Consider the following 11,735-nt stretch of genomic DNA (forward strand, 5'->3'; position numbering starts at 1 on the left):
AAGTCTAACTTTGTTGGGCTTTTTTTATAAATAATTTATTTAACTAGCACCACACGTTATGGATGTATTTATCCATACCTTCGAAATATAGCAAAGGAGATTTTGAAATTGATACGACGACATATAGTTGAATTCGGCCTGACTACCCTTTTCCTGAGGGGGGGCCCTAATTGCAGTTTTAATGTGGTGGGCAGGAAATTACTCAACCACCGTGGCGACAGCTATGCTGATCCTGGTTCTTTTGGGAAGCGCAGCTGGGACGCTGATTTCCAACATCTTATTGAGTTGGCTGATTATCGGCCTGTCAACCATCGGGATTGCAATCCTGATGATGGGTTACGTTGTGATGACGATTCCAATCAAGATCGGTCTGCTGTTGGCCTTCCCAGTCTGTGCCAGCCTGACTACGCTCAGCCGGTCAATCCTTTCTGCTTGGGTAGGGATTGATCGTAATTGCTCTGAGATCAATAGTTATGTGGAACACTATGACCAGATCACTAAATTGCATACAAAGTACAACGCTCAGAAGATTTACAAAAAGGCTCTGCGGTTTGTCATGGAGGATCAGTGTGATAGTCAGTGGCTTAATATCACCGCAATCCATTGGTCACACAATCGACAGATCCGGCAGTTTCATAAGCGTGCATATAACGAGATGCTGCGGAAAATTGCTAAGGTCCTGAAGGATGACCGGCTTCCCTCCGAAGCGCTTTACTATATTGGCCACGGAACATTTCTGATTATCTCGTTCAACCTGACCAAGCAGACCTATGATCACCGGAATGCTCTGACGCGTCAAAGTCTGCAGAAACTAAAGATCGGTCAGGCAACACCGCAGTTTAAGTGGGGTACCAAGTACATTAATAAAGACAATGCTGCAAAGTTTCCGGAGCTTAAGGAGATCATACGCCATCTCAACCGCGATATGGAAGCGGACCTGATAGTGGAATATATGAAGGAGGATAATGCAAATGGTTAATTGGTTTTTCTGGTTGGCAATGGAGATTACCCTTATTTTCTTCATCCTTGTCATGATTCTCTTCGTTCTCCAGTGGATAATTTACTCGCGGGTTGAGAAAACAATGCTTCACTACGACAAACAGCACTACGCAAAAGGGGATGATGACTAGTGGTTCAAGAGATACTGATGATTATCACTTTGGCCTCCATCTGGATTTGCCTCGTCATGCAGATCTTTACCCTGAGCGGGGCTATTGATTTCTGGCTCAAACACAGTACCAAGGTGATTAAAATTACCCCACTGCCGCGCTACCCGATGATCACGATCGTCGTCCCCGCCCATAACGAGGAGGTCGTGATCGCCCAAACTACGCGGGCAATCCTTGATATGAACTACCCGGCAGACCGGGTGGAACTGCTCCTCTATGCGGATAACTGTGCGGATAAGACGGTTGATGAGATGCGGCGGGTGCTTGCTGATCCGCGCTATCGCAGCCGCAATGTTAAAATTATTGAACGGACCGGATCCGGCGCCAAGGCTGGGGTTCTTAACGATGCCCTTAAAATAGCTCATGGCGACTACATTGGGGTCTACGATGCCGATGCAATGCCAGAAACCAATGCCCTCTATTTCCTGGTGCGGAAGGCACTGGAAAATCCGGAACGCTACGTTGCCGTCTTTGGGCGGAACAAGACCCGCAATGCGCAACAGAATTTCCTGACTAAGTGCATTAACCAAGAGATTGTCGTTACCCAGCGGATCCAGCACTGTGGTATCTGGCACCTGTTCCGGATTGGCCGCATCCCCGGCACGAACTTCATCATTCAGCGCCAGTTTGTCCAGGAGATTGGCGGCTGGCGCAATGGAGCCTTGACCGAGGATACCGACATTTCGTTCAAGATCATGCAGACTGGGAAACTGATCGCCCTCGCCTACAATTCCGAGGCCTTTCAGCAGGAGCCGGAACGGCTGCATGACTATTACGTCCAACGGTTGCGATGGGCGAAGGGCAACTACCAAGTGGTCATTCATAACTTCCGCCACCTGTTCGATCACAGCAACTGGCGGGTTAAGCTCGAAACCTTCTACTACTCCTGCACCTTCTTCTGGTTTAACGCTGCCATTGTCCTATCTGATATTATCTTTCTCGCCAACGTCGGCTTTATTATTGCCCGGTTCTTCAACCCGTACCTAGTAATTCCGTTTACCTTTGGCGAGAGTAATATTTTAATTATGCAGGTATTATTACTGAACTGGCTTCTGATGATTATCCTGTATATTCTTCAGATATCAGTCGCAATGGCCACCCAATTTGGTCAGGCCACGACTCGCCAGATCTGGCTGGCACTGGCCTCGTATTTTACCTATTCGCAGCTCTTTATTGTGATCTCCATCCATGCCGTGACTTCGGTCTGCCTGGATGCCCTGCTGGGACGCAATGGTAACGTTTGGATTAAGACCAAGCGCTTTAATAACTAGTGGAAAGAAAAAGTTATGCGATTATCTAAATTTACATGGTTTCTGACGGCGCTGATAGCAATTATCTATACCGCCACCCTCATTGTTATTCAAATTGAGAGCCCTTATCATATTCAGGCTGAGAGTTACCGGCGTTGGCGAGAAACATACATCATCAAGCAATCCGCTAACCGGGCCTTTGTTAATACCAGCAACAATCGTGCCAAACCCGTTACCCTTTCCGAGGGGCAGGGATATGGGCTCTACATTACTGCCGCGGCTGGTCAACATGGTTGGGCAAAATCACGTGACTTCGACCAGTTGCTGAACTATTACCTTGCCCACCGGGATTATGTCGGCAATCACCACCAGACGCCAACCTACCTGATGCAATGGCGCCAGTACCAAAAGAATGGTCACTGGGCTAGTGATATCAACAGTGCGACCGACGGGGACCTCTTCATCGCCATGGCCCTCCACCAGGCAGCTCGGGTTTGGCCAAAGCGGGCTGGCTACTACCGGAATTTAGAACGGCACCTGACGAACGATATTCTGGCCTATGAGTATAACCCGCATACCAGATCGCTGACGGTGGGTGATTGGGCGACGAGCAAGTCAAAGTACTACCGCTTGATGCGGACGTCAGACGTGGCCCCGACCTTTTTTGACACTTTCTATCAGTCCAGCCACGACCAACGGTGGCGAATTGTAAAGGATGGGATGCTCGATCACCTTGCGGACCTCAGTGCTCAGCACCGCACCGGACTAGTTCCCGACTTTGCTTGGGTAACTGCGGACAGTGCCAAGCCCGTCAAATCGTGGACAATGGCCAGCAAGAACGATGGCAACTATTTCGCCAACGCCTGCCGGGTACCGATGATGCTTGCGAACAGCAAAGATCCCCGGGCACAGAAGACATTGACCCGCATGATGAAGTTCTTCAGCCGACGCTCATACGTATCATACGTAACAGCAGGCTACACACTGACCGGGAAAAAGCTGAATCATCACCAATCAGCCAGCTTTAGTGCCCCGATCTTTTTAGCAGTGAGTCGCAACCGAAACCACGGGTATGACAACCTATTTTCAAGTCAGAAATTTATCTTTAGCAAGCCATTGCCAAAGGATAATTACTATGACGCCACGCTAACCACGATTGCGGCAATGGAAGGGATGAATTAATAATGAAAAAGAAAATAATGACGGTCTTCGGCACCCGGCCCGAGGCAATCAAATGCACTAACTTATAAGGATTAGATACCGCCATATTTTCTCTATCTCCGTGTGTTAGGAAATACCCTTGTGCTTACAAGCTTTCCAATCCAATCATCTGTATTTCCAACGTGTTCAGATAATAGTTCTCTATAGGATTCAGGCAATTCCTCAATAAATTTGTTTATTTTATCCCTCAAAGTAAGACGTTCATTTCTAAAATACGATTCAATGCCTTGTGTATAATTGACAAGATCATTTTCAATTACCGACCTGTAGTTAACCGTTAACAAATAGTCATCCACCAGTAACTGTAACTCTTTTGAGGAACTTACCCAATTATTTATCACACTGAGCAACTCCGATTGGACATCATTATAGTCATATGAAAAACTGTGCGCTTGAATTATTTAGGGTTGCATACAGCGAATTAAAGTGTTAGAGTTAGTCAAATTGACATATACGGAAGTTATAAGTATCATTCATCTTTGTTATCTATTATTTTCTTAGATGTTAATTCAATTTGGTTACTTTGGTTTGATTCCTAGGAGGATATATATATATGCAAAAAGGTACTGTAAAATGGTTTAATGCTGATAAGGGCTTTGGGTTTATCACTGGTTCAGATGGTAAAGATGTATTCGTACACGTTTCATCAATTAAAACTGACGGTTTTAAGAGTCTTGAGGAAGGGCAAAAAGTTAGTTACGATGTTGAACAAGGCGATCGAGGACCTAAAGCGACTAATGTTGTTCCACAATAATTTGTCTAATATTATGAAGAACTGCTTTTGATGGAGTAGTTCTTTTTTATGGCTCTTCGTCAAGAAGTACTGATAGAAAAATTTGAATAACTTTTCAAACAGCTCGTGTCTGAGATTGGACGTAAGCACACCATAACGATACGGGATGACAATTAAAGGGATACCCTGAATTTCGGGTCTACACTTTCTGGTATTGATGAAAATCAATGCCAGTTTTTTTGTACACAAAAAAGGACATCTGCTATGCCCTGTTGTACAATCAATTCACCACAAAAATCATGTTAAAGAAGGCTATGCAAATGTCCCAAAATCATTTTATCTTAGATGTCCTTGGAATTAAAGACCCCAATATCAAAGTTCAAACTGTTGAGGAAGAGAAAATTGGTCCTGAAACCGCTAGAGAAATTACAGCTAAATTAACGTATCCAATTACGCGTTGTCGTAATTGTGGCTTTACTAAAGTCGTTAGAAATGGTTACCGCAAAACCCATATTCGCTTAGCTAGTTTAGACGGGGTTCGCTATGAATTAATTCTCTGGAAACAACGGTACTACTGTAAATGCTGTAATAGCACCTTTGGTGCTATTACCAGCCTAACCAAAGAAAATCACACCCTATCTAAAAAGCTTAAAAGCCAGGTTATGCAATTAGTTAAGCAGGGCCTTAATGGTGAATTGATTGCCAAAATATGTCACTGCTCCCCTAGTAGCGTTCGACGAACTATCATTGAACGGGTTCAACCACATTATCGCATGGCTAAGCTTCCTAAACATCTTTGCTTTGATGAGTTTCGTTCCACTAAGTCAACGATGTCCTTTATTTGTTGTGATAGCGAAACCCATCAATTAGTCGTTAAGCTTTATGATCGACTATCTTCCTCGATTATCAATTACTTTGAAAATCGTTATTCTAAGCAGGAACGTGCCCAAGTCCAATCAGTAGTCATTGATCTTAATGCTCAGTATCAAAGCCTTATCTATCGCCTTTTCCCTAACGCTAAGGTTATTATTGATCGTTTCCACATCGTCCAACTAGCCGGTCGTGCTCTTGACAATAGCCGTATTAGTCTACTTAAGACGCTAGACAAACACAGTCGTGAATACCGCATTCTTAAGTCACAATGGCGCCTATTTCATCAAAAGGTAACTACTTTGAGACCTGAAAAACCTGTTTATCTGCTCGGCATCAATGAGTATATGACTCGTCAAAATGCCGTTGATCTAATTACTAATAAGTTTCCCAGATTCAAAGCAGTTTATGACACTTATCAAGATATCACCCTGGCAATCGCTGGTCGCGATAGCGAGCTATTAATGTCAGCTATTCGTGACTACCAAACCACTAAAACCGAGATGGACACAACTATCTCTACTCTGCGTAAGAATCTCAAAGCAGTTATCAATAGTGTTAAGTATGAATTTTCCAATGGTCCTCTTGAAGGAATTAACCGAAAGATCAAAGTCTTAAAACGCTCTTGTTATGGGTTTGCCAATCAAGAATTCTTCTTTTTAAGAATTGATTGTCTGTTTGCGTAAAAAAACACCTCTCACATTTAAGTAAGAGGTGTCGGCATCCATCAATACCAGTTGACAGATACCCTGAATTTCCAAAATGGATTTTCAGAGTATCCCTTTTTCGTTATACATGAAACTTGGTTTGAATTTCTTGATTCCATGGTAAAAGGTCTTCGACCTTTACCGCAACACGCTTTGTGTATTGATCAAATACGTATTTCAAGTAATCGAAGATTCTCAAGTTATTTAACTTAGCCGTTTGGATAATGGTATAAATCATCGCATTGGTTTTGGCGCCATTTTTGGAAGTGGCGAATAAGCTGTTCTTGCGAACTAGCGTTGTTGGACGAATGCTTTGCTCGACCGGATTATTATCCAATGGTAACTGCGCATTATCAAAAATCTTGTACAACCGGTCTTTAAGCCGTAAAGCATTGTTAATTGCTCGCTTTAGTTTGCCCATTGGATTCTCAATCTTGGTAATGAAATCATAAACCATATCAAGTTTGGGCTTAACCAGTTGATTACGGAGCGCTAACTTCTCAGCTTCGGAATCATACTTTAAGTTCTTCTCTGTATGGAATACCCCACACATCAATTTAAGAACTTGCTTAGCCTTTGAGGTTCCGAACTCACTGGCAATCTTGGCCAATTCCGCAAACTCACGGCGAATATGGACAAGACAAGTCCCAAAACTAAGTTTTGGAAACCGATTATTACTGTATCCACCATATCCATCGCAGATGATGGTGCCTTTGTAATCGTCACCAATGATCTCACCAATCACTTTTCCAGATCGAGTATCAGAATAATGGAAGAGGGCAATGTCGTGTTGATTAAACCCCTTCGTCGTTCTAAGCGCCCAAAAGTAGCTGTTAGATCCATTGTCTTCCAATACCTTAAATGGTGTTTCATCCATGTGAACAACGATTTCTTGGTTTAATTCCGCTTTTAGACGATCGTAGATCGAACTCAGGAATTGGAAACAACCGTTAATAACAGTTCTGGCCATTGATTTAGTCGTTAATGGTAAACCTAACCGTTGCCAGCTGCGTTGTTGCCGATGTAACGGCACCGCTAGTTCATATTTATTAGAGATAATCGCCGCTAAAACACTACTTGAATAGTAGCTATGTGGGAACAGTGGTTGTGGCGAACCAGCACTTACCAATTTATCTCCACCGTTGGGGTGACAATGATGACACTTAGCCGTCCCAACGAGATGGTTGACGCAGTGAACCTTCGCCGGTTCCAGTTCAACTTCTCGACTAGCCACCCGAGTACCGATCTTCTCCATTTCTTGATGACAATCAGGACAGATTAAATCTTGTTGACTTAATGCGTGAACCTGATCAACTTGTTCTAATTTATCCAAATATTTCTTCCGTTTGCCGACTTTGGCCTTTTTGGAATGATGACGAACCACGGTCTTAGTAGTCTTTTCAACGACTTCGTCGTATTCTACTTCTTCAGCCATCTCATCTAATTCTTCATCATCAAATAGCGATGTCTGGTTTTCGTTAACGGGTATTTTTTCCGTTTTTTTCCCGTACAGTAACTGTTTTAACTGCTCAATGATTTCCTTTTGCTCTTTAATTATCTGTTTAAGGTCATCATTTTCCTGAAGTAATTTTTCTTCGTTTGCCATGATTCGTCACCTCCTTTCCGATATATATTATTATACCGAAAACAGAGGACCATTAACAGCCAAAAACTCAATAAAAAGGCCCATGTGACGCGGGTTTAACCCGTCTCGGAGGTAACGGATTGATACCTTCCAATAATTGCCTAATTTGTTGCTTGGTTAACTGATGAGCATCGTTTCGATAACGTGGCCAACGAAGGCCACCATTCTCAAACCGTTTATACAACAGGATGAAACCTTCACCATCCCAATATAAACCTTTAAAACGGTCATTGCGATTGCCACAAAACAAGAACAATGAATCATCAAATAGTCCCAAACCGTAATTCTCTTGCACGACGATGGCTAAGCCATCGATCCCTTTACGAAGGTCTGTTTTCCCGCAAACAATGTAAACATGTTTTGGATCTTGCCAGTTAACCAACATGATTCAAAATCACTTCCATTAATTCACTCATTTGGTCTTTGCTAATCGTGTCAAAAATGGTGACGTTGACTCGTTTGACTGATAGTTTTGCTACCATTTGTGGCTTGGTTGGTTTGAAATCCTTTGGATTTCGTTCATGTAAATTCACCGGAATAATATCTTGCAATTGAAAAGGCACCTCCAACTGTTTTCTTCCAGTTTAGGAGGTGCCTACTGATTTTCATATACGTCTTGTTATGGAGTGCTTACGATTGGACATGAGCTGTTCTTTTATTCTTCTAGTTGATGGCAAAGTATGAGTTAGGAAGGGCAAGCAGGATTCGAGCTCGAAAATTAAAGAAGTTACGAAAGCCATAAGCAGTTCGTTTAATAACTTTGATCTTATTGTTAGTTCCTTCGACTGGACCATTCGTGTAGTCACCATATTTAAAGCTGGTGATAATCTCTTTACGATGCCTCCGGAGAGTCCGTTGAACTTTTTGAAGTGATTGGGGAAGCTGGGTCCATTTAATCGCGAGTAAATGATTGAGTTCATCCTTACTACGATGATTGATCGCGAGAATAAGGTCCTGATAATAACGATAAGCTTGTTTAAGATCATCATTGAAAGCCAGTAAGCGTTGAATAACTTCAACGTCGGTCAACTGAGTATAGCCAAAATTACGACGTGACCAATAGTTATCATATTTGAGTAACCCCGCTGGGGTTAGGATTAATTTCCAGAAATGCTTGAGTGCCCGCCATTGATGGCTCCCATTGCCAGCTTGGTTCATAGCTTTAACCCGAATTTTATTCAAAGCCCGGTAAGCTTGAGCGACCACATGAAAGTGGTCGGCAATAATTATGGCATGGGAAAATAGTTCATGAATAAGATGACGATAAGGCGTATACAGGTCAACCGTAACCGTGCGCACTGCCAGACGAGCCGCACGATCGTAGCGCAGAAAGTAATTACGCAAGTAGCGATTACGTCGTGACAGAATAATATCAATGGTATGATGATTTTCAATGTTCATCAGGATCATACTCATTCCACTGGGTGCAAAGCGACCAGATTTAAAATCATCAAAGGCAATATGGCGAGGTAACCAATGATAGTTTGGTTTGAAAAATTGATCCAGGTTAAAGATAACCCGTCTAACAGTCCAGTCAGAGATTCCCAGTTCCTTGGCGATATCAATTTGGGACTCATTGGTAGTTAGTTGTATCATCACCTGTTGTTTAATTGCTTGGCTGATGTGATGACGATATTTAATGTCCTTGACCTTAGCCAACTCCGTAATCGTTGATGGACAAGCTGATGAAGGTTTACAAAGATACTTTTGATTACGAATCGGCCAAATAGTTGGTTGGTAATGTAGACTTGGTCCCAGTACGTTAACTATTTTGAAGCCATTTTTAAGCATTAATTGGCCGCAACGCGGGCAGCGTAAAGGATAAGACTGAATGAGATGAACAACCACTTGGTTATCATGGCTTTCAATCACATTTTTGAAATGGGCAGTATCTAATTCTAAGTGGGAATCTTTAATCCCAAGGGCAGTTCTGGTAGAATAATCCATGAAAGATGGTCCTTTCTTTAAACGAAGACGGGGGTTCGAGCCATCTTTCGTTTTTTATTTTAAATCAAAGAATTGAATCTTTTCAATGCTTAATCCCGGATGATTAAAGGAACTACCTACTCTGTATCCAATTCCGCGGATAATTTCCCCATATTCAGAAATCCCACAAATATCATATGGTGATGGACTATTAAATTGTTCAGTTTCATCACAAAAAGCAGGTGATATCTCGAACACAGAATCCTGACCAGCATTATATTTTAAAAAACCGTAAGAGCCGGAATTTTGATTGTCATTAAGAAACCAGTAGGCCTTTACCTCAAAATTCTGAAACATATTCTTATCACTTATTTTATTTTTCATGAAAGCACCTTCATTCGTAATCATCATGTTTATTCTATATGTATTTAAAAAGAATAATTTTTGTCATATACGTCGAGTATACTACCGCCCTGCAGATTTTCTATTTTTTAATCGAAACAGTCAAAATTCAATAGCATACTCGTTAACTCAACTCTCAACACTAAATTGACTGATTTTTGCACACTCTGTAAATACTGTCACATAAACCTTTATCCCAGTTTTCATCACCTTAATAAACACAATCTGCCAAACTGGACATTCGCACACTCAACTAGCGAAATAGGACATTGAACACTCTACCCGCCAGCTCCAAATAGAAAAAGTGTACTAATTCCAATCATCAAAATCAGAATTTGTACACTTTCAATCATCGATGAATACCGTTATACCGGCGATTATCGGCTATTTTCCTGTCCGTTCCAGGACTGTAACACTCTCAACATGCGGAGTCTGTGGAAACATATCCACAGGATCAATCCGGTTAAATGTGTAATCTTTTGTTTGGAACAATTGCAAATCACGAACCAAAGTAGCTGGGTTACATGAGATATAAACGATCTTCTTTGGTTTAGTCTTTACAGCTGCATCGATAAATTCAGGTGTCAAACCTTTTCTTGGCGGATCGACAAAGATTACGTCAGTCTTCATCCCTTCACTAGCCCAACGCGGCATAATTTTTTCTGCCTTGCCAGTCGTATACTTAGCATTATTAATGCCATTTAATTTGGCATTTGCATTTGCATCCTTAACAGCATCCCTAACAACTTCAATTCCGCGAACTGACTTTACATGCTTAGCGACAGACAACCCAATCGTACCGATACCTGAATAAGCATCAACAACAACATCAGTTGGTTTTAAATTAGCCTGTTTAATTGCTAAATTATACAAACGTGGTGTCTGCAAAGAATTAATCTGGAAGAAACTTTCAGGTGAAATCTTGAATTTAAGGTCACCAATCTTATCAGTAATTTGTGGTTCACCAAATACAAGGTAATCCGTCTTACCTAAGATGACATTAGTTTTCTTAGGGTTATAGTTTAAAATTAAACTCGTTACCCCTTTAATCTTTTCAATATCCTTTGCTAGGTCAGGCAATTGTGGAAAATCCTTGTACAAACATACCAGGATTACCATAATTTCACCCGTTGCCTTGCTGCGGCGAACATCAATGTAGCGAACCTCACCCTTATTATTGATTTCATCATAAGCTGGGATTTGGTATTTACGTAACAAATCGCGAACCGCAACTAAAACACGGTCAATTTCCGGATCCGTTGTAAAGAAGTTAGTAAGTGGAACCAAGTCATGAGAATGACGCCTAAAGAAGCCAATTTCTAATTGTCCCTTAACTTCTCTTACAGGAACCTGCGCCTTGTTACGATAACCTGTTTGTTCTGGACTAGGTAAGGTTTCTCCTACTTCAACGTTTTCCATATGAGCTTTTTTAAGTAAGTTAACGACCTGATTACGTTTAAACTCAAGTTGCTTATCATACTTAATATGTGCGAGCGATGCTAAACCTGTTTGCACCCACTGATTGAGTTTAACAGTTACTCGGTCAGGGCTCTCTTTCTTAATTTTTTCAATCTTAGCAAAAGCGTAACGCTTCTTTACCTTCAAGATTTTTGCGGTAACAACTTCACCTGGTAAGGCATTATTAACAAAAACGGTCATCCCTTCATAATGAGCAACTCCCATTGCTTGATAAGATAAATCCGTAATTTTTAAATCGACAATTTGATTTTTCTTCATATTTTGTCCTTTTTTACAAACACTTAGTAATACTCTTATTTTACTAGAAAACAAAAATAAAAGTAATAATTCTGT

General features: G+C 41.6%; 12 protein-coding genes. 6 read left to right on the top strand and 6 right to left on the bottom strand.

Going from position 1 to position 11,735, the window contains the following annotated elements; translation table 11 throughout:
- Window positions 1–181 precede the first annotated feature (181 nt).
- The 6 genes from FC77_RS02385 (at window position 182) to FC77_RS02410 (ending at window position 5,929) form a co-directional block, all read left to right on the top strand.
- Window positions 182–979, top strand: a complete 798-nt coding sequence (locus tag FC77_RS02385) for a hypothetical protein (RefSeq protein ID WP_225723700.1) — start codon at window positions 182–184, stop codon at window positions 977–979.
- Window positions 972–1,130: a hypothetical protein gene (locus FC77_RS08140; RefSeq protein ID WP_169790071.1), complete on the top strand. Its 159-nt coding sequence runs from the start codon at window positions 972–974 to the stop codon at window positions 1,128–1,130. Before FC77_RS02385 ends, FC77_RS08140 begins: the two co-directional genes overlap by 8 nt.
- Before the next feature lie 17 nt (window positions 1,131–1,147).
- Complete coding sequence (locus tag FC77_RS07850) at window positions 1,148–2,440, top strand: glycosyltransferase family 2 protein (protein ID WP_082621112.1); 1,293 nt, start codon at window positions 1,148–1,150, stop codon at window positions 2,438–2,440.
- A 15-nt stretch (window positions 2,441–2,455) separates the two neighbouring features.
- Entirely contained in the window at window positions 2,456–3,601 is a 1,146-nt protein-coding gene (locus FC77_RS02395) for a glycosyl hydrolase family 8 (protein ID WP_056969977.1), read from the top strand.
- A gap of 592 nt (window positions 3,602–4,193) precedes the next feature.
- Window positions 4,194–4,394, top strand: coding sequence for a cold-shock protein (locus FC77_RS02405; protein ID WP_054681526.1), 201 nt, complete (start codon window positions 4,194–4,196; stop codon window positions 4,392–4,394).
- Between the two features lie 299 nt (window positions 4,395–4,693).
- Window positions 4,694–5,929 carry an ISL3 family transposase gene (locus FC77_RS02410; RefSeq protein WP_054681531.1) on the top strand — a complete coding sequence of 412 codons (1,236 nt, stop codon included), beginning with the start codon at window positions 4,694–4,696 and terminating at the stop codon, window positions 5,927–5,929.
- A gap of 103 nt (window positions 5,930–6,032) precedes the next feature.
- Here FC77_RS02410 and tnpC read toward each other — a convergent pair whose 3' ends face one another.
- The 6 genes from tnpC to rlmD form a co-directional block, all read right to left on the bottom strand.
- Window positions 6,033–7,556 carry an IS66 family transposase gene (gene tnpC, locus FC77_RS02415; RefSeq protein ID WP_056969978.1) on the bottom strand — a complete coding sequence of 508 codons (1,524 nt, stop codon included), beginning with the start codon at window positions 7,554–7,556 and terminating at the stop codon, window positions 6,033–6,035.
- Window positions 7,557–7,623: 67 nt separating this feature from the next.
- Window positions 7,624–7,980, bottom strand: a complete 357-nt coding sequence (tnpB, locus tag FC77_RS02420) for an IS66 family insertion sequence element accessory protein TnpB (RefSeq protein ID WP_003686704.1) — start codon at window positions 7,978–7,980, stop codon at window positions 7,624–7,626.
- On the bottom strand, window positions 7,970–8,146 hold the full coding sequence (locus FC77_RS02425; protein WP_223209176.1) for a hypothetical protein: 177 nt from the start codon (window positions 8,144–8,146) through the stop codon (window positions 7,970–7,972). The genes tnpB and FC77_RS02425 overlap by 11 nt, the downstream gene beginning before the upstream one ends.
- Before the next feature lie 112 nt (window positions 8,147–8,258).
- Window positions 8,259–9,542 (bottom strand): ISL3 family transposase, encoded by a 1,284-nt coding sequence (locus tag FC77_RS02430; protein WP_054681524.1) that lies wholly within the window; start codon window positions 9,540–9,542, stop codon window positions 8,259–8,261.
- Window positions 9,543–9,596: 54 nt separating this feature from the next.
- Window positions 9,597–9,905: a hypothetical protein gene (locus FC77_RS02435; protein WP_162258097.1), complete on the bottom strand. Its 309-nt coding sequence runs from the start codon at window positions 9,903–9,905 to the stop codon at window positions 9,597–9,599.
- A gap of 402 nt (window positions 9,906–10,307) precedes the next feature.
- A complete protein-coding gene (gene rlmD / locus FC77_RS02440) occupies window positions 10,308–11,660 on the bottom strand; it encodes a 23S rRNA (uracil(1939)-C(5))-methyltransferase RlmD (protein ID WP_056969980.1) in 1,353 nt (450 codons plus the stop codon).
- Window positions 11,661–11,735: the final 75 nt, after the last annotated feature.

Source organism: Lactobacillus acetotolerans DSM 20749 = JCM 3825 (assembly GCF_001436775.1).
In the GTDB taxonomy this organism is placed as follows: domain Bacteria; phylum Bacillota; class Bacilli; order Lactobacillales; family Lactobacillaceae; genus Lactobacillus; species Lactobacillus acetotolerans.

Coding starts and splice junctions, on each gene's coding strand:
- FC77_RS02385 (WP_225723700.1), top strand. CDS start 182: ATGTGGTGGGCAGGAAATTACTCAACCACCGTGGCGACAGCTATGCTG.
- FC77_RS08140 (WP_169790071.1), top strand. CDS start 972: ATGGTTAATTGGTTTTTCTGGTTGGCAATGGAGATTACCCTTATTTTC.
- FC77_RS07850 (WP_082621112.1), top strand. CDS start 1,148: ATGATTATCACTTTGGCCTCCATCTGGATTTGCCTCGTCATGCAGATC.
- FC77_RS02395 (WP_056969977.1), top strand. CDS start 2,456: ATGCGATTATCTAAATTTACATGGTTTCTGACGGCGCTGATAGCAATT.
- FC77_RS02405 (WP_054681526.1), top strand. CDS start 4,194: ATGCAAAAAGGTACTGTAAAATGGTTTAATGCTGATAAGGGCTTTGGG.
- FC77_RS02410 (WP_054681531.1), top strand. CDS start 4,694: ATGTCCCAAAATCATTTTATCTTAGATGTCCTTGGAATTAAAGACCCC.
- tnpC (WP_056969978.1), bottom strand. CDS start 7,556: ATGGCAAACGAAGAAAAATTACTTCAGGAAAATGATGACCTTAAACAG.
- tnpB (WP_003686704.1), bottom strand. CDS start 7,980: ATGTTGGTTAACTGGCAAGATCCAAAACATGTTTACATTGTTTGCGGG.
- FC77_RS02430 (WP_054681524.1), bottom strand. CDS start 9,542: ATGGATTATTCTACCAGAACTGCCCTTGGGATTAAAGATTCCCACTTA.
- FC77_RS02435 (WP_162258097.1), bottom strand. CDS start 9,905: ATGAAAAATAAAATAAGTGATAAGAATATGTTTCAGAATTTTGAGGTA.
- rlmD (WP_056969980.1), bottom strand. CDS start 11,660: ATGAAGAAAAATCAAATTGTCGATTTAAAAATTACGGATTTATCTTAT.